The 22,875-nt window shown below is 71.0% G+C and carries 18 protein-coding genes; 6 read left to right on the top strand and 12 right to left on the bottom strand.

Translation table 11 applies throughout. From position 1 onward, the window contains the following. From GCN81_RS12755 to cimA, 8 genes are all read right to left on the bottom strand, one after another. Entirely contained in the window at nt 1–1,248 is a 1,248-nt protein-coding gene (locus GCN81_RS12755) for an acyltransferase domain-containing protein (protein WP_156724678.1), read from the bottom strand. Nucleotides 1,249–1,330: 82 nt separating this feature from the next. After that, a complete protein-coding gene (locus GCN81_RS12750; protein ID WP_156724677.1) occupies nt 1,331–3,070 on the bottom strand; it encodes an acyl-CoA dehydrogenase family protein in 1,740 nt (579 codons plus the stop codon). Next, a complete protein-coding gene (locus GCN81_RS12745) occupies nt 3,067–4,818 on the bottom strand; it encodes a fatty acyl-AMP ligase (protein WP_156724676.1) in 1,752 nt (583 codons plus the stop codon). The genes GCN81_RS12750 and GCN81_RS12745 overlap by 4 nt, the downstream gene beginning before the upstream one ends. Before the next feature lie 67 nt (nt 4,819–4,885). Beyond that, the gene (locus GCN81_RS12740) at nt 4,886–5,077 is read right to left on the bottom strand and encodes an acyl-CoA carboxylase subunit epsilon (RefSeq protein WP_156724675.1); all 192 of its coding nucleotides are present in this window, start codon (nt 5,075–5,077) and stop codon (nt 4,886–4,888) included. Between the two features lie 190 nt (nt 5,078–5,267). Then, entirely contained in the window at nt 5,268–5,897 is a 630-nt protein-coding gene (locus GCN81_RS12735; protein ID WP_156724674.1) for an antibiotic biosynthesis monooxygenase family protein, read from the bottom strand. Continuing rightward, the gene (locus GCN81_RS12730; RefSeq protein WP_156724673.1) at nt 5,884–6,870 is read right to left on the bottom strand and encodes an aromatase/cyclase; all 987 of its coding nucleotides are present in this window, start codon (nt 6,868–6,870) and stop codon (nt 5,884–5,886) included. The genes GCN81_RS12735 and GCN81_RS12730 overlap by 14 nt, the downstream gene beginning before the upstream one ends. Nucleotides 6,871–6,933: 63 nt before the next feature. Further along, entirely contained in the window at nt 6,934–7,980 is a 1,047-nt protein-coding gene (locus tag GCN81_RS12725; RefSeq protein ID WP_156724672.1) for a ketoacyl-ACP synthase III family protein, read from the bottom strand. Nucleotides 7,981–8,037: 57 nt separating this feature from the next. Then, complete coding sequence (gene cimA, locus GCN81_RS12720; RefSeq protein WP_156724671.1) at nt 8,038–9,678, bottom strand: citramalate synthase; 1,641 nt, start codon at nt 9,676–9,678, stop codon at nt 8,038–8,040. A 217-nt stretch (nt 9,679–9,895) separates the two neighbouring features. Between cimA and GCN81_RS12715 the strand changes: the two genes are divergently transcribed. After that, the gene (locus GCN81_RS12715; protein ID WP_156724670.1) at nt 9,896–11,026 is read left to right on the top strand and encodes a winged helix DNA-binding domain-containing protein; all 1,131 of its coding nucleotides are present in this window, start codon (nt 9,896–9,898) and stop codon (nt 11,024–11,026) included. 54 nt (nt 11,027–11,080) lie between these two features. Here the strand turns inward: GCN81_RS12715 and GCN81_RS12710 are convergent, their stop codons facing one another. After that, nucleotides 11,081–12,796 carry an MFS transporter gene (locus tag GCN81_RS12710; RefSeq protein ID WP_197287598.1) on the bottom strand — a complete coding sequence of 572 codons (1,716 nt, stop codon included), beginning with the start codon at nt 12,794–12,796 and terminating at the stop codon, nt 11,081–11,083. A 108-nt stretch (nt 12,797–12,904) separates the two neighbouring features. Continuing rightward, nucleotides 12,905–13,993, bottom strand: coding sequence for a CaiB/BaiF CoA transferase family protein (locus GCN81_RS12705; RefSeq protein ID WP_156724668.1), 1,089 nt, complete (start codon nt 13,991–13,993; stop codon nt 12,905–12,907). Nucleotides 13,994–14,178: 185 nt separating this feature from the next. On the opposite strand from GCN81_RS12705, the gene GCN81_RS12700 reads away from it, so the two are divergent. The 5 genes from GCN81_RS12700 (at nt 14,179) to GCN81_RS12680 (ending at nt 19,676) form a co-directional block, all read left to right on the top strand. Next, on the top strand, nt 14,179–15,300 hold the full coding sequence (locus GCN81_RS12700) for an epoxide hydrolase family protein (protein ID WP_156724667.1): 1,122 nt from the start codon (nt 14,179–14,181) through the stop codon (nt 15,298–15,300). A gap of 10 nt (nt 15,301–15,310) precedes the next feature. Beyond that, nucleotides 15,311–16,540 (top strand): cytochrome P450, encoded by a 1,230-nt coding sequence (locus GCN81_RS12695; protein ID WP_156724666.1) that lies wholly within the window; start codon nt 15,311–15,313, stop codon nt 16,538–16,540. Nucleotides 16,541–16,563: 23 nt separating this feature from the next. Continuing rightward, nucleotides 16,564–17,586: an MDR family NADP-dependent oxidoreductase gene (locus GCN81_RS12690; protein ID WP_156724665.1), complete on the top strand. Its 1,023-nt coding sequence runs from the start codon at nt 16,564–16,566 to the stop codon at nt 17,584–17,586. A gap of 78 nt (nt 17,587–17,664) precedes the next feature. Then, nucleotides 17,665–18,426: an SDR family NAD(P)-dependent oxidoreductase gene (locus GCN81_RS12685; protein ID WP_156724664.1), complete on the top strand. Its 762-nt coding sequence runs from the start codon at nt 17,665–17,667 to the stop codon at nt 18,424–18,426. Nucleotides 18,427–18,452: 26 nt separating this feature from the next. Continuing rightward, the gene (locus GCN81_RS12680; protein ID WP_231626677.1) at nt 18,453–19,676 is read left to right on the top strand and encodes a cytochrome P450; all 1,224 of its coding nucleotides are present in this window, start codon (nt 18,453–18,455) and stop codon (nt 19,674–19,676) included. 68 nt (nt 19,677–19,744) lie between these two features. Here the strand turns inward: GCN81_RS12680 and GCN81_RS12675 are convergent, their stop codons facing one another. Next, a complete protein-coding gene (locus GCN81_RS12675; RefSeq protein ID WP_156724663.1) occupies nt 19,745–21,205 on the bottom strand; it encodes an alpha/beta fold hydrolase in 1,461 nt (486 codons plus the stop codon). An 18-nt stretch (nt 21,206–21,223) separates the two neighbouring features. Beyond that, nucleotides 21,224–22,708, bottom strand: a complete 1,485-nt coding sequence (locus GCN81_RS12670; RefSeq protein WP_197287597.1) for an MFS transporter — start codon at nt 22,706–22,708, stop codon at nt 21,224–21,226. Nucleotides 22,709–22,875 lie beyond the last annotated feature (167 nt).

The following is a 22,875-nucleotide window of genomic DNA, read 5'->3' as shown; positions in this document are numbered from 1 at the left end:
TCAGGCTCCCGCCAGAGCGGCGGTCAGTGGACCCGCGTCCAGTGCCGATATCACCCCTGCCAGATCCACCGCGTCACTCTGCGGCCCCTTGCACAGCGCGATGCACTGAGGTCCATCGCTGCCGCCCATCCGGCGCAGGAACGGGGTGAGGACCACGCGCGGGCCGACTTCCACGACGTGGCTGGGCGTCTGCTGGGTGAGCAGGCTCCTGGCCGCGTCCGCGAACCGGATCGGCGCGGTGATCTGCTCGGTCCAGTACGGCGCGTAGAGCGGCTCGGTGGTGAGCCGGCCGTACACGGTCGAGTAGAAGGGCAGCCGGGCGGCGACCCCGGACAGCCTGCGGGCCACCGACTCGAACTTGGGCAGCATCGGGTTCATCAGCGGTGAGTTGAAAGCGTGCGTGACGGTCAGGTGGCGGCAGGCGATGCCCCGGGCCTCCAGCTGGTCCTGGATGCGTTCGAGTCCGGCCACCTCGCCGGCGAGCACCGTGGCCCGCGCCGCGTTGATGGCGCTGATGCCTACGCCCGGCTCGTCGGCGACGAGTTCGGCCGCCTCGTAGGGGGCCGCGCAGGTGGCCATCATGCCGCCACCTGACGGCAGGTACTGCATGAACGCGCCCCGCAGCGACACCAGTTTCGCCGCGTCCTCCAGGGTCAGCGCCCCGGCGATGGTGGCGGCCGCGTACTCGCCGACGCCGTGGCCGAGTACCGCCACCGGCTGCACTCCGGCCTCTTGCAGGGTCTTGGCCAGGGCGTACTCGACGGCGAACAGAGCGGGCTGGGTGAAGGCGGTCTGGTGGATGCGCGGGTCGTTGCCGAGGATCAGCTCGACCATGGACAGGCCGGTGAACGGCTGGAGGATCTCGGAGACCTCGTCGAGGTAGCCGCGGTAGCCGGTGGAGTTCATGTAAAGCCCGGAGGTCATGCCGGGGTGCTGGCTGCCCTGCCCGGTGAACACGAAGGCCGCCCGCACCTGCCCGGACCGGGGGCTCAGGTCGCGCAGCTCCATATAGCGGCCGAGTTCCCGGACGGTCGGATACGTCCAGATGTCGCCGGGCTCGATGATCGGGCCGAAAGATTCCTCCACGTCTCCGTAGAGGCTGAGCGCGGCCACCGAGTCCAGTCCGTACTCGTAGAACGAGACGGTCTCGTCCACATGGCGGCCCAGGTAGTGGGAAAGCCGCTCCAGCAGCCACGCGCGGTGGACCGACTCGTGTGGGGCGTGTTCGTGGTCAGAGTTCGCGGACATCGTGTGCTCCCTCTCGGGCTTGGATCGGTCCCCCGGCCGCGGCCGGGCTTTGGTGGCCCCCGTTGGCCCCGCAGAGCCGGTGTCAGGCGACGGTGGAGCCGTAGAGGTCGTAGCTGCGGCGGCCGCGCAACCGGGTCAGGACCTCGGCGAGTACCCGCTGCTCACAGCCGGTGGGGCGGTCCGGCAGGGCGAGGCCCAGGCGGCGGGCCAGGCGGTACAGCGCGGCGGCCACCCAGGAGGGGTCGGCCAGGAAGGCGCCCGACGGGTCGTCCGGCTCCGCGACCGTCTGCTGCTCGCGCCAGACCCCCAGGCACGCGGCGGCGGCCAGCACCAGGGTGTAGCGGTCGGCGAGGCCGAAGTGGTGCGGGCTGGACAGCGCCTTACGGTCGCCGTCCGGCACCGCGGCGAACACCCGGCGCAGCTCGTCGAGTTCACCGGTGAACGCGTGGGTCAGCCGGCTCAGGGTGGCGCCCGCCTCGGCGTTGCCCGCCGGGGGGTCCCCGAAGGCCAGCTGGTCGGCGCAGGCCACCAGGGTCGCCACCAGCGGGTCGCCGTCGCCGAGCAGGGCGGGACGGGACAGGTCGAGCGGCGGCAGGTCGCCGTGCGGGTGGAACAGCCCGGCGGGTGGCTCGTCGTCGGCGAACCAGGCGTTCTTGGCGAAGTACGGGAGCTGCGGCAGGATGCTGACCTGGCGCCCCGCGCTGCCCGCGTGCCCCAGCGAGGTGACCGGCAGGTCACGCAGCTGCTTCTGGAACATCCCGTACGTGCCGTCCTCGGCGAAGGACTCCTCGCCGAGGACCGCCGACATCTCGTCCATCGCCTCCGCGACGATCTTCGGCGCGAGATAGGCCGCGGCCGCCGCGTACGCGCTCATCTGCTTCGGCAGCAGATGCAGGGCGCGGGTCGCCACCAGCGCGAGGCAGTCACTGAGCAGCAGGTCCAGGAAGGCCCCGGTGAGGACGTCCCGTACGTGCTGGACGTCCAGCGAGGACCTGCCGTCGTCGCGGCGGCGCACCGCGAACCGGGTCACGGTGCGCAGCGCGGTGTCGGCACCGGCCAGCACGATGGAGGGGATGAGCCCTCGGATCACCAGCGAGGCCCGCAGCGACAGGCCGTAGCCGTCCCCGATGCCGCTGATCACGGCGCTGTCCGGCACCGGGCAGTCGGTGATCCGCAGCCCGCCGAACTCGGCGCTGCGCATGCCGTTGGTGGTGTGCCGTCTGAGGTCCTCGACCTGACCGGGGGGCAGTTCGGCCCGGTCGAGCAGCAGGACGGTGTGGCTGCGGCCGCTGACCTCGCCGGTCCTGGCGAAGACGACCAGGCCGCGGGCGCGGGACGCGTTGGCGATGGCGGTCTTGCTGCCCGCGAGGCGCAGCCCGCCGCCCGGTTCGGGGCGGGCGGTGAACTCGTCGCGCACGAAGGCGTTGCCGTGCGCGACCTCGTGCCGGGCGACCGCGATGCGCTCGCCGTTCAGCAGCAGCCGGGCGGCCAGTTCGCGTTGGTCGAGGTCGCCGCCGGTCCACACCGGCACCGCGGCGAAGAAGCAGTTGAGCCCGTAGCCGAATCCGAGTGAGGCGTCCCTGCGGAAGGCGGGACGCAGCACCCGGCCCAGGACGTCCATCCGCTCCAGGCGCCCCCCGTGTTCGGCGGGAACGAACTCGGCGTTGAACTCCTCTTGGTCCAGCACCCGTTCGGCGCCCGGCAGCACTTCGCCCGCGGCGTCCGCGGCGAGCAGGGCCTTGATACCCAGCGGGTTGTCCGGGTCCTCCAGTGGCCCGAAGGCGTGCTCCAGGGCGTCGATGCGTGCGCGTGGCTCCCTCATCGCCCGCTCCAGGTCGCGAGCAGCAGTTCGACCTCGGGGTCGATGCGCTGGTGCAGGGGTTTGAGCTCGCCACGGAGGAACAGCTGCCGCATGGCGGCGCGTTGCACCTTCCCGCTGGAGGTCCTGCGCACGGTTCCTGGCCGGACCAGCAGTACTCCGCCGGTGCTCACCTCGTACTCCTCGCTGAGTCGTTTCTGGACTACGGTGCTGAGTTCGTCCAGGTTGATGTCGTACCGGCTGCGGGCGCGCAGCTCCTGGACGACGACGATCCGCTCGCGTTCTCCGGGTACCGCGAAGGCCGTACCCGAGCCGAACAGCGCGCTCACCTGCTGGACGGTCCGTTCCAGGTCCTGTGGGTACAGGTTGCGCCCGGCGACCACGATCATGTCCTTGATCCGGCCGGTCACATGGAGCCGCCCCTCGCGCAGCGCCCCGAGGTCGCCGGTGCGCAGATAGCCGCCCTCGCCGCCGACGATATGCCCGTCGAAGGTCGCCGCGGTCTCCGCTGGGCGGGCCCAGTAGCCGCGGGCCACGGAGTCGCCGCGCACCCAGATCTCGCCGATCCGGCCGTCTTTGAGCTCCTCGCAGGTGTCCGGGTCGACGATCCGCAGCTCGCCCGCGGCCGGGGAGCCGCTGTGCGGCAGTTCGCGGCCCAGCTCATAGGGCGCGGCGTCGCGCAGGACGCCCGATTCCAGGGCGGCGATGTCCACGGTGGGCTGCGGCAGGGCCGGTTCGGCGCCGGAGCCGGTGACCAGCAGGGTGGCCTCGGCCAGCCCGTAGCAGGCGACCAGGGCCTCGGGGCGCAGCCCGGCCGGGGCGAACCGCTCGGCGAAGGCCCGCAGCGTCTCGGCGCGTACCGGCTCACCGCCGTCGACCGCGACCTCCCAGCAGGACAGGTCCAGCTTGGCGATCTGCGCGTCGTTCACTCTGCGCACGCACAGCTCGTACGCGAAGTCGGGTGCGCCGCTGACGGACAGCCGATACGTCGAGACGGCCTCCAGCCAGCGCACCGGCTTGCGGACGAACGCCGAAGGCGAGAGCAGTACGGCGGTGCCACCGAGCCACAGGGCGTGCAGCAACTGCCCGATCAGGCCCATGTCGTGGTGCAGCGGCAGCCAGCCGCCGATCCGGGCGCCGGGGCGGGTGCCGAACGCCTGGCTGATCGCCTGGTGGTTGGCGAGCAGATTGCGCTGCGTGACCACTACACCGCGGGGGTCCCTGGTGGAGCCCGAGGTGTACTGGAGGAAGGCAGTCGCGTCCCCGTCCGGGTCCGGCGGGGTCCAGTGCTCCGCCTCGTGGGCGATGTCCGGCGCGTCGGTCAGCAGGCAGACGACCTGCTCATAGCCCGTACGGGCGAGCAGCTGGGTCACTTCGGCGGCTTCGGCGGCCGAGGTGAGCACACAGGACGCGGCGGCGTCCTTGACGATGCCCGCGACCCGGCCGTCGTGGTGGCCCCGCCCGTCCGGTGGCGCCACGGGTACGGCGACGGCTCCGGCGTACAGGCAGGCCAGGAAGCCGATGGCGAACTGCCGCCGGGACGTGTGCAGGATCAGCACCCGTTCCCCCGGAGGCACATGCCGCCGTAGCCGGCCCGCTACCGCGCGGGCTGAGCGGTCGAGTTCCGCGTAGGTGACCCTCTCCGGCCGTAGCTGGCCGTCGTGCTCGCCGAGCAGCACCAGAGCGTCCCGGTCGGGTGACTCGGCGGCCCTGGCCCTGATCAGTTCGGTGAAGGTCTGGTACCCGCTCATCGCCTCCCCCTCCCAAGTCGTGCGTCCCGCCGCCCCGTGCGGTGGGCCGCTGTCGTCCGCCGGCCGGTCACTGACCCGACCAGGCCGCCGAAGGGCGGTAGCCCCCACCCTTGACGGTCCAGCCGGCATAGGACGCCAGCACGTCTCGCTCCGGCTCGCCGCTGCGGCGCAGCAAGGCAAGGAGCACGACGGTCACCGCCGCGAGTTCCGCTTCGTCGGGGTGGCCGCGTAACACGGTGATGCTTGTCTCATCCGCCATATGCGCAGGGTGGTCCTGCCTGCTTGAGCTGGGCTTGGGGCCGGAACGCGAGTGAGCCGAGGACGTGTGGTCCTCGGCTCATGGCGCGGTGGAGCACTGCGGATGCGGGGCGGGTGTCGTCTCGTGGGGTTCAGGTGGGGGGTGAGGTGCGCTGGGGTGCGCTTCCGGCGCTCGCGCGTTCAGAAACGCTTCAGGCGATCACGCGTTCGTAGGCGATGTGCCGGGTCCGCTCGGTGGTGATCTTCGCGATGCCGGAGAGCGCGCGGTAGCCGTTGCGGTAACCCCGGCTGCGTAGCGCGCGCTCGCAGTCCTCGGCGGTACGCCACCACTGCACCCCGGTGTAGGTGAGCGGCTGCACCGTCGAGCGCAGCAGGTCGCTGCCGCCGAAGCCCTCCAGACGGTCGCACTGGTAGTCGAGCTCGGCGAAGCGGCGCTCGAACTCCCGCCAGTCGTCCGAGACATCGGCCCAGGTGAGGACGACGTTCGGGACACCGACCTCGGCGTTCTCGCGCAGCACCCGGCCGACGCTCACCGCCTGGTCCGCCTCGGTCTCCACCAGCGGCCCGAGTCTGCGTACGTGCCGCAGGAAGACGTCGTCGTGGACGGTGTCCAGGAAGCCGCGCAGGCACTTCCAGTGCCCCAGGTGCACATACACCTGGGGCGCGTCGACCAGCCGGACCGTCACCAGGAAGTCAAAGCCGGGGCGCTGCCGCAGGAACTGGCTGTGCTCGCGGAACTCCCGCTCGAACTCGCTGGTGTCGCCCGTCACCGTGAAGCGGTTGACGACGGTGACGGGGCCGCCCAGGTCACGATCCGGCATGCAGGCCCTCCGCGTACTCCTTGGCGTATCGCAGCGTGGTGGAGCTGTTGGTGCCCAGGGCCTTGCGGACCAGGTCCCGCGCCTCGGCGAGGGTGGCCTGCGGGCCGAGCGCGGTGTGCACGCCCTCCGGGTCCAGCACGACGGTGTGCCAGGAGGTGGCGCGTACGGTGCCGTCCTGCTGCGGCTCGATGACCCAGCGGCCGGTGTGCACGCTCATCGCGACCGGGACCCTGAGCTGCTTGTAGACGATCGACTGGCGGTCTGGGAAGCAGACCCGTACCGATGTGGTGTTGTGGGTGGAGCCGTCCGGGCTGCGGGTGTCCATGTCCATGTGCTGAATCCCCTGCTCGTCCTCGGTGAGGTCGAGGCGGGCCACATGCGGGAGCCGCTCGGGCCAGAGGTCCGCGCGGTCCAGAAAGGCGTAGACGTCGCCCGCCGCTCCGGCGATGGTCTCGGAGTCGCTGAAGGTGAAGTGGACTTCTTCACGGGACCTACTCAGTTCGGCGGCGTTCTTCAGGGCCGTCAGCTCGGCTCGGCTGTTGCGGTCCACGGCCTGCTCGATCAGTTGCTCGGCGGCCGGGTCGTCGTCGATGGCGCGGTAGTCGTGCAGCAGGGTCACCCGCGTACGGCCGTCGTCGTGCTCCTCGATGCGCCACTCGCCGCCCATCGAGGCGACCGGGGCCGCGGACACCACCTGGCGGAAGGTGATGGTGTGGCTCGCGGGGTCCAGGACGCGCCGTGAGGTCCAGGTGCGGACCTGTTCGTTGGCCATGGCCCAGATGCGCAGCAGCTGTTCGCCGCCGCTCTCGGGGGCTTCTTCCAGCACCTCGACATGGACGGTGGGCCCGAACACCTGGGGCCAGCCGGAGACGTCCGCCACCAGGTCGTAGACGGCGGCGGGCGGTGCGGCCACGGTGATGGCGTGCTCCGTGACATGGGGAGCGGAGGTGTCGGGCGTAGCGTTCGGCGCCACGGCGGACCTTCCCTTCGAGTGCGGCCGTACGCGACGGCTGGACAACAGATTGACAGAGGAGGGCTAGAGCGTCGATGGAGCATGGGTGGAACGGGGCTGGTCGAGGATTTCCAGTACGGCGCAACCCCAGCTGTATCCGGCCCCGACGCTGACGAGCACACAGCGGTCGCCGGGCTTGGCCAGTCCTGACGTCATCAGATAGTCCAGGCTCGCGAACTGGTCGCCCGCGCCCAGGTGTCCGACGGTGCGGCTGAACTCCCAGGTGGTGCGGGCCGGATCGATGCCGAACGGCTTGTAGTAGATCGACTCCAGACGGCGGCGGCCGAAGTGCGGCAGCACCACCCAGGCCGCGTCGGACAGTTCGGACCCGGCCTCGGCCAACGCCTGTTTGAGTACGGTCTGCTGGCCGTTGTGCGCCCGGGTGATGGCGTACGACATGCCGACCCGGCCGATGAAGGCGCGCTTGGCCTCCTCGAAGTCGACCGGGACGCGATGGCTGAACGGGGCTTTGGTGAACGGGTCGTCGCCGCGGTGCAGGGGTTCCAGGTCGGGGTCCGCGTGCAGGGCGATGGACAGCAGCCTGGCCCAGCCGCCGCGGCGGGACAGCACCAGGGCGGTGGCGCCGTCCGCGTAGGGCGTGCCGGGGTCGGTGAGCCAGCGGTCGATGCCGGGTTCGCAGAACCGGTCCGCGGTGGTCAGGAGCGCGTCGCGGCGGTTCTCGCCCGCCGTCAGGTAGGCGGTGGCCAGGTCCATGGCGGCCAGTCCGCCGTTGGACATCTGCCGGATCTCGATGGCCGGGCAGCCGTTGCCGAGCGACTCCCGCTGGATGTACGAGGCCACCGGCCACAGGTCCTGGCCCTGGTGGTACGTGTCGGCGTGCAGCAGCAGCTCGATGTCGTCGGGGTCGCTGCCCGACTGCCGCAGGGCACCCACGGCGGCCTTCGCCGCCATCTCGGCGGCTGACTCGTCGGGCGAGTACGCGACCGACTCCAGGCCGGTCCCGGTGGCCACCCGCTGGGTGCAGGCGCCGGAGGCCACCGCTTCGGCGAGCGGCAGTACGGCGGGGAGCCGTACGGAGGTCCCCCGTAGGTAGATTCCTTCCACACGCACAGCGACTCCACGGGTTCTGGGATGGGCGGTCAGGTCGGGCCTGTCAGGTGGGGGCGGTCACGCCGCGCGGGTGGACCAGGCTCGTACGGCGGCCAGGGTCAGGCCGCCGCCGCGGCTGGGTTCCGGCACGGGGAGCAGGGCGTAGCGGATCGCGTCGAGCAGGGCGTGCCAGGCGGCGGTGCCCTCGTTCTCGCCGACGCCGACCGTGCTCCACTCGCGGTCACCGTCCCGGTAGGTGACCCGCACCCGGGTGGTGGTCCCCGCGCCGCCGCCGCTGAGCACGCGGACCGCGTAGTCCACCAGCTCCAGCCGGGCGAGGTCGGCGAAGAACGGGACGAGCGCCTTCTGCAGGGCCGTGTCCAGGGCGTGTACGGGGGTGCTGGCCCGGCAGGTGGCGCCCAGCGGCACTCCGTCGACCCGCAGCCGCACCGACGCCTCGGCGGACGCCTGGCCGACGTGCGCACCGGAGACCGAGACGCGCCAGGAGTCCACGTCGAACGGCGGCAACTGCGATCCGTCCCCGGTCAGTTCCTCGCGCAGCAGCAGCGCGAAGGACGCGTCGGCGGACTCGAAGCTGTAGCCCTGGCTCTCCAGTTCCTTGATCCGGGCGGCGGTTCGCGCCACCTCGGGCGAGCCCGCCTCGATGTCGTAGCCCAGCTCGCGGGCCTTGAGCTCGATGGAGGACCGCCCACCCATGTCGGAGACAAGGGTGCGCATGGCGTTGCCCACCCTGCCCGGGTCGATGTGCTGGTACAGGTCGGGCTCGACCCGCAGGGCCGAGGCGTGCAGGCCCGCCTTGTGGGTGAAGGCCCCCTCCCCGACGTACGGGGCGCCGGGTGGCGGGGTGAGCTGGGTCAGCTCGGCGATGGCGGTACCGGCCGCCGCCATCAGCCGCAGGTTCTCCGGCGGGATGACCTCACGGCCCCGCTTGAGTACGAGGTTGGCGATGACGGTGAACAGGTTGGCGTTGCCGCAGCGTTCACCATAGCCGTGCGCGGTGCCCTGGACCTGGATGGCCCCGGCGTCCACGGCGGCCATGGTGTTGGCCACCGCGCAGCCGGAGTCGTCGTGGCAGTGGATGCCGACCGCCGCGCCGGTCATGGCGAGGGTGTCGGCCACGATGTCGCGGATCCCGTCCGGCAGCGAGCCGCCGTTGGTGTCGCACAGGACCACGGCCTCGGCCCCGGCCTCGGCGGCGGTGCGCACCACCTCCAGGGCGTACTCCCGGTTGTCCAGATAGCCGTCGAAGTAGTGCTCGGCGTCCACGAACACCCGCCGTCCGGCCCGCACCAGATGCCGCACGGTACTGCTGACCATCGCCAGGTTCTCGGCGAGCGTGGTGCGCAGGGCCCGGGAGACGTGCCGGGGGTCGCTCTTGGCGACCAGCGTCACCACCGGGCTCTCCGCCTCCAGGAGCGCCCGCACCTGCGCGTCCACCAGCACCGGCGTGGCGGCCTTGCGGGTGGCGCCGAACGCGGCCAACTGGGCGTGTTTCAGGTCGAGTTCCCTGCGGGCCCGGCGGAAGAACTCGGTGTCCCGAGGAACGGCTCCCGGCCAGCCTCCTTCGATGAAGGTGACTCCGAGGGCGTCCAGGTGACGTGCGACAGCGAGTTTGTCGTCGACCGTCAGCACCATGCCCTTCTGCTGGGTGCCGTCGCGCAGGGTCGTGTCGTAGAGCTGCAACCCCTGCTCAGCCATCGCCCCTCCCTCGTCTCCGCTGCCTGGACCGGTGGTGGTCCACCACCCCGGCTGGTCCGGTCACCGTCAGGGCGCCGCCTAGCGCCCCGATGGGGGCGGGCTGGAGCCCTGGTCGAGGGCGCGCGGCGAACGCGGTGGCCGGATCTGCTCGAGGACGCTTTGAGCGGAGTTCGGCACACTGCGGGAGGACACCCACGCTCTCGGAGGTACCGCCCCTATGGCCAACCCGTCCACCGACCGGCACCCCGGACCCCTATTCGACCGGCGCTCGCTCAACCGCGCCCTGCTTGAGCGCCAACTCCTGCTGGAGCGGCACAAGATGTCCGCTCTGGAGGTGCTGGAGCACCTGGTCGGGATGCAGGCGCAGTCGCCCAAGGCCCCTTACGTGGGGCTGTGGACCCGGCTGGCCGACTTCCGGCACGAGGAGCTGGCGGAGCTGCTGACGTCGCGGGAGGCCGTACGGCTCACCCTGATGCGCGGCACGGTGCATCTGGTCAGCGCCCGCGACTGCCGGGGGCTGCACCCCCTGCTGCGGCCTCTGTTCGACCGGCTGGCGCTCACCCAGTACGGGAAGCGGCTGGACGGGCTCAGCGCGGACACGGTCATCGACGCGGGCCGGGCGCTGCTGGAGGAGCGGCCGCTCACCGGGGCCGCGCTGGGGCGGGCGCTGGGTGAGCGGTGGCCGGGCCTGGACCCCTCCGTACTGGCGGGTGTGGTGCGGACCCGGCAGGCCCTGGTGCAGATCCCGCCGCGCGGCCTGTGGGACCGGGCCGGGCAGGCGACGTACGCGACCGCCGAGAGCTGGCTCGGCGCGCCGCTCGCCGCCGCCTCGCTGGAGGCCATGGTGCTGCGCTATCTGGCCGCGTTCGGGCCCGCGTCGGTGAGGGACGTACAGGCCTGGTCGGGGCTGACCCACCTACGGGAGGTCACCGAGCCGCTGCGCCCCCGGCTACTGGTCGGCCGGGACGAGCGGGGCGTGGAGCTGTTCGACCTGCCGGACGCGCCGCGCCCCGACCCGGACACGCCCGTGACGCCGCGCTTCGTGGCCGAGTTCGACAACCTCACGCTGTCCCACGCGGAGCGCTCACGGGTGATCAGCGACGCGGGGCGCAAGGCGGTCTTCACCAAGAACGGGCAGATCCCCGGCATGTTCCTGGTGGACGGCTTCGTCCAGGGCACCTGGAAGGTCACCCAGCGGCGGAAGGCCGCGACGCTGCTGCTTACCCCGTTCGCGCGACTACGGAAGCGGGACGCGACCGCGCTGCTCTCCGGTGGCGAAGCGCTGCTGCGGTTCGCGGCGGACGGTGCGGAGACCTACGACGTACAGCTCGCGCAGCCGCTCAACTAACGGTACGCGCAGGGCCGGACGGCGGCTGCCGTCCGGCCCTGCGCGCCCGCTGCCTCAGGCAGACGCCGGTGTGGCCTCGCCCGAGTCGGAGGAGTCCTCCTCCGGGTCCTCCTGCCGCAGTCGCTGCGGCATCGCGAACATCACGAAGAAGACCACCACGGTGATCCCGATGAACACCGTCAGCAGGGTCTGGAAGCTGGCGGCGAAGGACACACCGGTCGTCTCCTCCCCGTGCTTGGCCAGGATCGGGGCGACCCGTTCGTCCGTCAGCTGAGGTGTGGCACAGCTCGGCGGCACCTCGGCCACATCCTTCTGGCCCGCCCGTTCCGTGGCACAGTCCCGGTACGCCTGGGTGATGGAGTCGGCCTCACCGGGCGTGACCCCGGCGCTGGCGACCAGCTCCTGGCGCAGCCGCGGTGCCTGGTCGTCCACGCTGGCGCCGGTGTGACCCACCAGGCCGCCGAAGAAGACCACACTGACCAGGGCGCCGCCGATGGCGAACCCGAGCTGAGTGTTGGTGTTGACCAAGCCCGAAGCGGAGCCCGCGTCCTTGTGCGGCACCTCGGACGTCACGATCAGCGGCAGCGGCGTGGCGACCGTACCGAAGCCGAGACCGATCAGGAACAGCGGTCCGGCGATGTGCCAGGTGGTGACGTCGGCACCCTTCTCCCCGGCCACCCAGATGTACAGGCCCAGACCCGCGATCAGCACCAGGGCACCGACCTGCATCGCCTTACGGCCGAACTTGGGCACCAGGATCATCACCGACGTGGTGGCGGTGAGGAAGGCACCGACACAGAACGGCAGGCTGGTGAGACCGGCGCGCATCGGGGACCAGCCCTGGCCGATCTGCATGTACAGCGTCCACCCGATGGTGAACATGCCCATACCAACGTAGAAGATCAGGTTGACCCCGAGACCGGAGGAGAAGCTCCGGGTACGGAACAGGCCGAGCTCGACGAGCGGCGAGCCGTCCTTGCCGGTCTTACGCCGCTGCCACATCACGAACAGGACCAGGACCGGCAGCGACAGGACCATGGACACATAGCCCCAGGTGGGCCAGCCCAGTTCGCGGCCCTGGAGCAGCGGGTAGACCAGCATGACCAGGCCGACCGTCGCCAGGACGACACCGATGGTGTCCAGCCTGAGCGCCTGCGGCGCCTTGGACTCGGTGATCACCTTGGAGCCGTAGATCAGACCGAGGATGCCGATCGGTACGTTGATCAGGAAGATGGTCCGCCAGCTGAGGTCGAACAGGTTCCACTGGACCAGCAGACCGCCGATGGCGAGCCCGAGGGTGGCGGCGAGACCGCCCACCAGGCCGTGCAGCGCGAAGGCCGTGCCGCGTTCCTTCTTGCTGAAGGTGACGTGGATGATCGACAGCACCTGGGGAACCATGACACCGGCGAAGGCGCCCTGCAGCACCCTGGAGACCACCAACTGCCATGGCTCCTGGGCGATACCGGCCGTCAGCGAGGTGAGGGTGAACCCCGCGACGCCCAGCAGGAAGACCTTCTTGCGGCCGAAGATGTCACCGAGCCTGCCACCGAGGATCAGCAGGAGGGCGAAGGCGAGCTGATAGCCGACCAGAATCCACTGGATCGCCGAGTAGCCCGCGCCGAGTTCCCGCTGCATGGAGGGCGCCGCGACGTTGGCGATGGTGCCGTCCAGCAGGTCCATGAACGCGGCGACCAGCAACACCAGCAGAGCTGCCCAGCGCTTGGGGTCGACCGACGCCCCGTCGACGGACGTGTCAGCTGCCGTCTTCAACTCTTGCACCTCCGTCTCGGTGGACGGAGCCGGCTCGGACGAAATAGCCATGAGATACCTCTCTGATGCTGTGGTTACTTGGGGGTATCAGGGACGTTCCCTGGAGAATCAGGACACGACGGGACGGGCAGGGGTATTCAGTTCGTATGATGCTGATGGTCGGTGGAATTCCGGTGGAGTCCCGCTGAAGCGGGGCGCGGGTGTGCCGGGTCCGCTTCCCCGTGTCCGGTGGTGGGGATGTGCCGCGGCTTCGGGGAGGCTGAGGACCGGGGTCACACACGCCTCCGTACCGTCGAACACCCGCTCCCACCAGTCACGTTCGTGGCGGGCGAAACGGTCGGCGAACAGCTGGGAGAGCAGCGGCCAGTTGGCCGGGTCAGTACGGTCGGGAAGGCGCCCGGCGTCGAGCCCGAGCCCCTTGAGGAGCGCGGCGTAGAACCGGTCCTCCAGCGCCCCCACCGCCACGTACCCGCCGTCGGAGCAGGCGTAGCAGCGGTAGAACGGTGCCCCGCCGTCCAGCAGGTTCGCGCCCCGCTCATGCCGCCAGCGGCCGGTCTCGGCCATGCCAAGGAGCATCCCGAGCATGGCGCCCGTACCGTCCACGATCGCCGCGTCGACGACCTGACCGTGGCCGGTCTGCCGTCGTTCGTGCAGGGCCGCCAGCACGCCGCAGACCAGGAACATGGCGCCGCCCGCGAAGTCGCCGAGCAGGTTGACCGGCGGGACGGGTGGCCCGCCCGCCTCGCCTATCGCGTACAACGCGCCGGTCAGCGCGAGGTAGTTGATGTCGTGTCCGGGGGTCTGGGCCAGCGGCCCGTGCTGGCCCCAGCCCGTCATCCGGGCGTAGACCAGACCGGGATTGCCCCGCAGGCATTCCTCGGGCCCGATGCCGAGCCGTTCCGCCACACCGGGCCTGAACCCCTCGACCAGGACGTCGGCGCCATCCACGATCCGCAACAGCTCGGTGACGTCGGCCGGATCCTTCAGGTCGAGCGCCACCGAGCGGCGGCCACGGTCCAGCACCCGGTGCCAGTCCGCGAAGGAACGCCGGCCGTCGGCGCGGTCGATACGCAGCACGTCCGCACCGAGGTCAGCGAACATCATGCACGCGAAGGGGGCGGGTCCGATCGCGGCGAGTTCCACGACCTTCAGTCCGTCCAGGGGCCCAGGTCCTGGTTGTTCAGCTGGTGCTGTCATCGGTGGTTCCTCCTCTCCCTGGCCGACGGCACGCTGGACGCGGGAACTGGAGAAACGCCTGAGGTGAGCTGGACCGGAGGTCTCGCACGGTGTGATCCGGCCATGGGGTGGTTCGACCTCGGCTCAAGCCCCCGCCCGTAGCGTGACGCCGCCCCAGACTTCGGCAGCAGCCAGGAGGAAGTCGTATGAGTACGGCCGTCACGCCCTTCCGGATCGGCTTTCCCGACACGGATCTGCAGGACCTTGAGAACCGGCTGGCCAGGACCCGCTGGCCGGAGGCGGAGACCGTCGACGACTGGTCGCAGGGGGTGCCGCTGGCCTACCTGCGGGATCTGGCCGGATACTGGCAGACGTCGTACGACTGGCGGGCCACCGAGCGGCGGTTGAACGCCCTGCCGCAGTTCCGCACCGAGATCGACGGCCTGGGCATCCACTTCCTGCACGTCCGCTCCCCGCACCCGGGGGCCATGCCCCTGCTGATGAGCCACGGCTGGCCCGGGTCGGTCGTCGAGTTCCTGGACGTCGTCCGGCCGCTGACCGACCCGGAGGACCCCGCCGACGCCTTCCACCTGGTGTGCCCCTCGCTGCCCGGCTTCGGCTTCAGCGACAAGCCCGCCCGCACCGGCTGGACCGTGGAGCGCACCGCCGCGGCCTGGGCCACGCTGATGGACCGGCTTGGCTACCCCCGGTACGCGGCACATGGCGTCGACTGGGGGTCGTTTCTGACCGGCGTGCTGGGCGAGAGTGAGTCGGCGCGTCTCGCGGGCATCCATCTGGTCATGCCGTTCGCCAAACCGCCGCAGGAGCAGGTGGAGTTGGATGAGGCGGACCGGGCGGGTCTGGGACGGCTCAAGGAGTTCCAGCGGTACGAGGGCGGCTACTCCGTGATCCAGGCAACCCGCCCGCAGACCCTCGGCTACGGCCTGACCGACTCCCCCGTCGGCCAACTGGCCTGGATGATCGAGAAGTACTGGTCCTGGAGTGACCACGACGGCGACCTGGAGAAGGTGATCCCCCGGGACCGGCTGCTGGACGCGGTGACGCTGTCCTGGCTGGCGGGGACGGCGGCGTCCTCCGGCCGGATCTACTGGGAGAGCCACAACAAGATGGCCCTGGGCCAGGTGGACGTTCCCACGGCCTGCGCCCTGTTCCCCAAGGACGGCCGGATACCGCGCCCTTGGTGCGAGGGCCGCTTCACCGATCTGCGCCGGTGGACCGATCACGAGCGCGGCGGCCACTTCCCGGCCCTGGAGCAGCCCACGCTGCTGGTGGACGAGCTGCGCTCGTTCTTCCGGCCGCTGCGCTGAGGGGGCCGCGATGACCTGCCCGCACCCCGCGCCCGGAACCCGCGATCAGCTTCCCGACTTTCCTTTCCCCGGGTCGAGTTACCGTGGTCCGGCCCCGCTCTTCGCCCGGCTGCGTGCCGAGCGTCCCGTCGCCGAGGTGGCCTGGTCGGGCGGCGGCCGCGCCTGGCTGGTCACCCGCCACCAGGACATCCGTACGGTCCTTGATGATCCGCGGTTCAGCCGGGCCGCCAGCTACGCGCCAGACGCCCCCACGTTCAAGGGGCTGTTCCAGGTCCCGCCCGGCGTGATCATCTCGATAGACCCGCCCGATCACACCCGGCTGCGCGCTCTGGCCGAGCAGGCCTTCTCGCCGGCGCGCGTCGAGGCGATGCGGCCGCGCGTGCGGGAGCTGGCGAACGCGCGTCTGGACGTGCTGGAGCGTGAGGGGCGGGCCGACCTCGTCGGCGGGTTCGCGGCGCCGCTGGCGCTGGGGGTCATCTGCGAGATCCTCGGGGTGCCCGAGCCGGACCGGGAGCAGTTCCACGGCTGGGTCCGGCAGTTCGCGGACACCTCGGCGCCCGAGGAGCAGGCGGCCGAGGGCGGTGAGAAGATCGGCGGCTATCTGGCCGGTCTGGTGGCGGCCAAGCAGCAGGACCCGGCCGACGACGTCCTGTCCGCTCTGATCGCGGCCCGGTCCGACACGGGTGACCGGCTGAGTTTCGATGAGCTGGTCGGCCTCGCCTTCACGCTGCTCGGCTCAGGGTTCGACTCCACGGCGGGCCAGCTCGGCAACTTCGCGCTGGCGCTGCTCGTCGACCACCCGGGCAGCTGGCGTCATCTCGGCGCACACCCCGAGGAGATCCCTCGGTGCGTCGAGGAGCTGCTGCGTACCGTGAACCTGAACGGCAACGACACGTCGGGCCTCCCCCGGATCGCCACCGAGGACGTGACCATCGGCGAGGTCACCATCCCGTCCGGGGACGCGGTGTTCCTCGCCTTCACCTCGGCCAACCGGGACACCTCGGTGTTCCCCGACGCCGACCGGGCCGACCTCGCCCGCGCCGACAACCCGCACCTGGCGTTCGGATACGGAGCGCACCGCTGCATGGGCGCGTCGCTGGCCCGCCTCGAACTGACCGTGGCCATCGAGGAACTCACCCGGCGCTTTCCCGACGCCCGCCTCGCCGTACCGGAGCACGCGCTGCGCTGGCGGATCGGCGACGTCAACCACAACCTGCTCGCCCTGCCCGTCGAACTCTGACGTCGAACTGTGAAGGAGCACCCATGACCGCCGAACAGCTGCCCGCCACCAGCCGCGAGGTCCGGCTCGCCGCGTACCCCGAAGGCGAGGTCACCCTCGACCACTTCGCGCTCGCCGAGAGCCCGCTGGAGGAGCCCGGCGAGGGCCAGGTCGTCGTACGCAACGACTGGATGACCCTGGGCTCGGTAGCCCGCGACCAGATGAACCCCGACACGAAGCTGCCGATTCCGGTCTTCCAGCCGGATGTCGCCATGTGGGGCCGCACCATCGGCACGGTCGTCAGGTCGAACAGCCCGCAACTGGCCGTGGGCGACCTGGTGGAGCACTTCGCGGGCTGGCGCGACTACGCCGTCGGCAGCGCCCAGGAGTTCTTCCGGCGCGAGCGCTCGCTGCTCCCCGGGCCCGAGTACTTCCTCTCGCAGGGCCCGACCGCCTGGCACGGCATGGTCGGCACCGCCGAGGTACGCGAGGGCGATGTGGTCTTCGTGTCCGGCGCGACCAACGGCGTGGGCGCCCTGGCCGGGCAGATCGCCAAGGCGCGCGGGGCCAAGCGGGTCATCGGCAGCACCGGGTCCCCGGAGAAGATCGACTTCCTGGTGAAGGAGCTCGGCTTCGACGCCGCCTTCGACTACCACGACGGACCGGTGGCGGAGCAGCTGGCCGAACTGGCCCCGGACGGCGTGGACGTGGTCTTCGACAACGTCGGCGGCGAGCAGTTCGAGGCCGCGGTCCAGGTGGCGTCGCTGGGCGCGCGGTTCGCGCTGTGCGGTGCGCTGGCCGGACAGCACGGCAGCGGCGATGGCGGCAGCCCGCGACTGGCGCTGATGTCCGCCATCACCAAGGGGCTGACGCTGCGCGGCTTCGCCACCCTGCACACCCCCGACCAGATCGAGGACTGGAACAGCCAGTTCAGCGTATGGCTGCGCGAGGGCCGCATCGTGTTCCCGCACACGGTCGTCGAGGGCGGGGTGCCGCAACTCCCGGAGGCGTTCGTGTCGTTGCTCGGACGCAAGTACAGCGGCACCGTGCTGGTGAGGATGAGCTGAGAGCCACTCAACCAGGGCCCCAGTCCGCACGGGTGTACTGGCGGCGAGACCGCAGCCCGGCCGAGAAAGGGAACTGCCATGTCGGACCAGCCTTTTGCCGATAAGACCGTCGTCGTGACCGGGGGAGGCACCGGCATCGGGCGCGCCGCCGCCCTGGACTTCGCCCGCCTGGGCGCCTCCCGAGTGATCATCACCGGTCGCCGGAAGGAACGCCTCGCCGAGGTCGCGGCACTCCACCCGGCGATCGCCGGGGTGACGGCCGACGTCACCACCGAGGCGGGCGCCGAGGCCGTAGCCGAAGCCGTACGCGAGGGCGACGGCACGCTGGACGTCCTGGTGCACAACGCCGGAGTCTTCCGCTTCACGCCCCTCGCGGCGCTGGACATCCCCACCGCCCAGGAGGTGCTGGAGACCAACGTCCTGGGCCCCGTCCTGCTGACCAAGCACCTGCTCCCGCACCTGAGCTCACCGGGCGGCGCGATCGTCATGGTGTCCAGCCGCGGCGGGCACAACCCCGGCCCGGAGAGCTCGCTGTACTCGGCCAGCAAGGCGGCGGTGCACAGCTTCACCCGCAGCTGGGCGGCGGAGCTCGCACCGCGCGGCATCCGGGTCAACGCCGTCGCCCCCGGCTTCGTACGCACCGACGCGTACGCCGCCAACGGGCTGAGCCAGGAGCAGGTCGAGGGGCTCTTCGCGGGCGTCGTCTGCTCCGTACCGCTGGGCCGGATCGCCGACGCCGAGGACATCACCCCGTGGATCACCCGGCTCGCGGAGCCCGCCAGCGCGCTGGTCACCGGCCAGATCATCACGGTGGACGGCGGCATGGACATCGCCAACTGATCGGAACTGATCGGAAAGGACTGACAGTGACCACCAGCGCCACCGAGCCGGAGTCCCCGGCGGAGACCAAGACCTTCCCGTACGCGCGCACCTGCCCGTTCACCCCTCCGGCCGAGTACGCGGAGATGGCCGAGCAGGATGTCTCACAGGTCACCCTGAGCGGTTCGGGCCTGCGCATATGGACGGTCACCAACTACCACACGATCCGCGAACTGCTCACCGACCCACGGCTCAGCGCCTCCCGTAAGCACGACAACTTCCCCTTCTACTTCATCGCCCCGCCGGAGTACCGCACCGAGACCTCCTTCATCGGGTACGACGGCAAGGAGCACAGCAGCACCCGGCGCAAGGCGGCCCTCACCTTCACCAGCCGGCAGGTGAAGCGGCTGCGCCCACGGATCGAGGAGATCGTCGACGAGCACATCGACAAGCTGCTCGCTCTGGAGCCGCCCGCGGACTTCCACCGGGTGTTCTCATTGCCCGTGCCGATGACGGTGATCTGCGAACTGCTGGGCATCCCCCAGGACCAGCACGACTTCTTCATCAAGCACGGCACGGCCCTGCTCGGCGGCCACAGCAGTACCGAGGAGCGGCAGGCGGCGATCGTCGAGGTCAACGCGTACGTCAGTGACCTCATCCAGCTCAAGAAGCGCGAGCCGGGCGACGATCTGCTCAGCCGCGCCATGGACGACTACGAGGCGTCCGGCGAGGAGTACACCGACCGCGATCTGTTCAACATGGTCCGGCTGCTGATGAACGGCGGTCACGAGACGACGGCCAGCCAGATCTCGCTCGGCACCGCCTGTCTGCTGGAGAACCCGGACCAGCTCGAACTCCTCAAGAACGACCCGACGTTGGTGAAGCCCGCCGTCGAGGAACTGGTGCGGATGGCGACCATCGGCGACACCGCCGTGCCGCGCGTCGCCCTGGAGGACATCGAGGTCTCCGGGCAGGTCATCCGCAAGGGCGACGGCATCCTGATGCTCGGGCTCGCCGCCAACCGGGACCCGGAGGTCTTCCCGAAGCCGGAGAAGCTGGACATCACGCGGGGCAGCCGCAAGCACCTGGGCTTCGGGCACGGTGTGCACCACTGCATCGGGGCCGACCTGGCGCGGCTTGAGCTGGAAATCGTCTGGAGCAAGCTGTTCCAGCGCATTCCGACGCTGAAGCTGGCCAAGCCCTTCCTGGAGATCCCGCGCAAGGAAGGCGCGGTCATCTACGGGCTGTGGGAGATGCCGCTCACCTGGTGATCCCGTACGGGGAAAGCGGGAGGCCCGGCCTGGATATCCAGGCCGGGCCTCCCGCTTGTACGTGCAGGTCAGGCGCCGTCTTCCGGGATGTCCGGACGCGGGGTGCGACCGGGGCAGGTCGTGAGCGGCGGTGGCAGTTCGCCGTCGGCCAGATAGCGGTGGACGAGGGCGTCGACGTGCGGGTTACCGCCGAGGACGTACACCTCGTGCTCGCCCGAGTCCTCGATGGTGAGCAGATGGTGGCCGAGGCGCTCGGCCATCGCGACCCCGCCCGCGTAGTGGTCCATCGGGTCGCCGTCGGCCTGCACCACCAGCCCCACCGGGTAGCCGTCGCGCACGATCTCCACCGGTTCCTCGGGGGCCGTGAAGGTGCGGAAGGCGCCGACCCACGGCTGGGCCCGCAGCACCCCGTAGCCGTACGGGAAGCGCTGACGGAAGTCCCGCATGTCGTCGTAGTAGACCTTCAGGTCCGGCGGCCAGGCGTGCTCCAGCGTGATGGCCTCCAGGACGCCGATGCGCAGTTCGCCCTCGCTGTCCGAGGCGCGCCAGGTCCCCTGCTGGGACAGCAGCTCCTGGCAGGCCCCCGCGTCGCCGTCGGCCGCCGCCGTGCGCAGCGCCCCGACGAGCGTGCCGAGCTGGGCCCACTGGCCGCGGTCTCCGGCGCGGTTGCCGACGGCTCCGTCAAGCAGGGTGCGCAGCTGCGGGCCTTCGGTGATCGCGTCGAGCCGCGCCACCACCTCCTCCACGGTGGCCAGCACCTGCTGTGGCGTGCCGCCGAGGCCGAAGTGGCCGTCGCGCCTGGCGGTCCAGTCGGCCCACTTCTCGACATTGCGCTGGACCGCGTCCCCCTGCCACAGGAACTGCTCGCGCCAGGTCCAGTCCGGGTTGACGCAGGAGTCCAGGACGCTGCGGTCGAGCCGGTCGGGGAAGAGGCTGCCGTAGACCGCGCCGACGTAGGCGCCGTACGCGTAGCCCACGAAGCTGAGCCGTGGCTCACCGAGCGCCCCGCGGATCACGTCCATGTCGCGGGCCGTGTTGCGGGTGCTGATGTGGCGGCGTAGCTCGCCGCCCGCGCGCTGGCAGGCCAGTTCCCGCTGACGCATGTCCTCGGCGAGCGTCTCGAAGGCCGAGTCCGGCGGGCGGGAGTCGAACGGCGCCTTTGGCACGGAAACTTCGGCGTACAGCCGGGTCGAGTCACCGATGCCGCGCGGGTCAAAGCCGATCAGGTCGTACACCTCGTGTACGGGGGTGTCCGCGAAGGCGTCGGGCAGCGCCCGGCCCTGGCCGTAGTCCCCACCGGGGCCGCCGTTGACCGCCAGCAGGATGCCGCGGCGGCGCTCCGGGTCGCTGGCGCGGCGGCGGCTGAGGGCGAGCGTGATCCGCTCGCCGTCGGGGTCGGCGTAGTCGCGTGGCACGGTGATCGTCGCGTGTTCGAGCGGCCCGGATGTGCTGGGGGCCCAGGTGATGTGCTGGGTGTAGAACTCGCGCAGGGTGTCGGGGGACGTGGTGCCTGGCCAGGTCGTCGCCATCGGGAACCTCCGTTCTCGTCAGGAGGTCAGCGTCTCCCGTTCGCCTTGAGCAGTCCTGGAACGCCTGCGGACCGGTACCGCGAGGGCGGCGAGCAGCCCGGCGGCCGCGAAGAGTGCCGCGCCGGTCAGCGCCAGGCCGTATCCGGAGGCGAGGGCGTGACGTGCGGCGGCGGTGCCGGGTTCGGTGCCCTCGATCGCGCGGTCGATGCGGGCGGAGGAGAGCGCCGCCAGCGTCACCAGGCCGACCACGCTGCCGAGTTGGCGGGTGGTGTTGAGCAGCCCGGACGCCATGCCCGCCTGCTCGGCGGGGAGCCCGGCGGTGGCGGCGTTGGTGGTGGCGTTCAGTACGACACCCATGCCGAAGCCGAGCAACAGCGCCGGGCCCAGCACATCGGCGGCATAGCCGGAGGTCTCGTCGACGCGGGACAGCCAGAACAGGCCGACGCTGGACAGGCTCAGACCGGAGAGCAGCACCGGGCGCGGTCCGATACGGGGCACCACCGAGGAGATGCCCCAGCCGCCGAGCGCGATACCGAGCGACATCGGCAGATAGCTCAGTCCCGTACGCAACGGGCTGTAGCCGAGCACCTGTTGGAGCAGCAGGGTGAAGAAGTAGAAGGTGCTGAAGAGCGCGGCGATCCCGAAGAAGGCGACGAGGTTGGCGCTGGCCACCGCGCGGTTACGGAAGATGCCGAGCGGCACCAGAGGATGCCGGGCGACCTTCGCCTGGATCAGGACGAACAGCCCCAGCAGCACGCCACCGGCCAGCAGCGGCCCCAGCACCCGGGCCGAACTCCAGCCGTACGTATGGGACTCGGACACCCCGTACACCGCGCTCATCAGTCCCAGGGTCACCGTCACCGCGCCGGGTACGTCCAGGCCGCGTCGGCCACGGCGGCTCCGGGACTCGGGGACCACCCAGCAGACCAGGGCGAACAGCGCGAGCCCGATGGGCGCGTTGATCAGCAGAATCCAGCGCCAGGAGAACCACTCGGTGATCACTCCTCCGGCCAGCACACCGACCGCCCCGGCCGCCCCCGACACGGCGCTCCACGCGCCGAACGCCTTGGCCCTGGCGCCGGGTTGGGTGAACGCGGTGCCCAGCACCGTCAGCGTGGCGGGGGCCATGATGGCCGCGCCAAGGCCCTGGAAGGCGCGGGCCAGGATCAGGGTGCCGGGGTCGTTCGCCAGCCCGCCCACGGTGCTGGCCAGGGTGAACAGCGTGATCCCGGACAGGAAGATCCGGCGCTGTCCGAACAGGTCGGCGAGCCGCCCGCCCAGCAGCAGGAAGCCGCAGACCACCACGGTGTAGGCGTTGTTGACCAGCTGGAGGTTGTGCCGGTCGAAGCGCAGTTCCTCGGCGATGACGGGCAGCGCCACGTTCACCACCGAGGCGTCCAGCACGTTCATGAACTGGCCCAGGCAGCAGGCCACCAGCACCAGACCGAGCCGGGGGCCCACCTGGGCGGACGGTGCGGGGGGACGCAGGGTCTCAGCGCTCATGGACCGACGGTCGGCCCCGCCGATCGACCTCCGATAGCGGCACGGTGGAGCCCTCCGCGCGTCCCGAAGGGCTCTCCAGAGCCTCTCCACCATGCCCCCAGGAACGACCGGGACCTTTCCGGACGGTCGGCCGAATTCCTACGACTGCTTACGCCACCACCTACGCG

This window comes from Streptomyces apocyni (genome assembly GCF_009739465.1).
Lineage (GTDB): Bacteria > Actinomycetota > Actinomycetes > Streptomycetales > Streptomycetaceae > Streptomyces > Streptomyces apocyni.
Note: the sequence above shows the minus strand (reverse complement) of the source record. Positions and strands in the feature narration are given on the sequence as shown.

Excerpts from the sequence above, each read along its gene's own strand:
- GCN81_RS12755 (WP_156724678.1), bottom strand. The coding sequence starts at position 1,248 with ATGTCCGCGAACTCTGACCACGAACACGCCCCACACGAGTCGGTCCAC.
- GCN81_RS12750 (WP_156724677.1), bottom strand. The coding sequence starts at position 3,070 with ATGAGGGAGCCACGCGCACGCATCGACGCCCTGGAGCACGCCTTCGGG.
- GCN81_RS12745 (WP_156724676.1), bottom strand. The coding sequence starts at position 4,818 with ATGAGCGGGTACCAGACCTTCACCGAACTGATCAGGGCCAGGGCCGCC.
- GCN81_RS12740 (WP_156724675.1), bottom strand. The coding sequence starts at position 5,077 with ATGGCGGATGAGACAAGCATCACCGTGTTACGCGGCCACCCCGACGAA.
- GCN81_RS12735 (WP_156724674.1), bottom strand. The coding sequence starts at position 5,897 with ATGCCGGATCGTGACCTGGGCGGCCCCGTCACCGTCGTCAACCGCTTC.
- cimA (WP_156724671.1), bottom strand. The coding sequence starts at position 9,678 with ATGGCTGAGCAGGGGTTGCAGCTCTACGACACGACCCTGCGCGACGGC.
- GCN81_RS12715 (WP_156724670.1), top strand. The coding sequence starts at position 9,896 with ATGGCCAACCCGTCCACCGACCGGCACCCCGGACCCCTATTCGACCGG.
- GCN81_RS12705 (WP_156724668.1), bottom strand. The coding sequence starts at position 13,993 with ATGACAGCACCAGCTGAACAACCAGGACCTGGGCCCCTGGACGGACTG.
- GCN81_RS12700 (WP_156724667.1), top strand. The coding sequence starts at position 14,179 with ATGAGTACGGCCGTCACGCCCTTCCGGATCGGCTTTCCCGACACGGAT.
- GCN81_RS12695 (WP_156724666.1), top strand. The coding sequence starts at position 15,311 with ATGACCTGCCCGCACCCCGCGCCCGGAACCCGCGATCAGCTTCCCGAC.
- GCN81_RS12690 (WP_156724665.1), top strand. The coding sequence starts at position 16,564 with ATGACCGCCGAACAGCTGCCCGCCACCAGCCGCGAGGTCCGGCTCGCC.
- GCN81_RS12685 (WP_156724664.1), top strand. The coding sequence starts at position 17,665 with ATGTCGGACCAGCCTTTTGCCGATAAGACCGTCGTCGTGACCGGGGGA.
- GCN81_RS12675 (WP_156724663.1), bottom strand. The coding sequence starts at position 21,205 with ATGGCGACGACCTGGCCAGGCACCACGTCCCCCGACACCCTGCGCGAG.
- GCN81_RS12670 (WP_197287597.1), bottom strand. The coding sequence starts at position 22,708 with ATGAGCGCTGAGACCCTGCGTCCCCCCGCACCGTCCGCCCAGGTGGGC.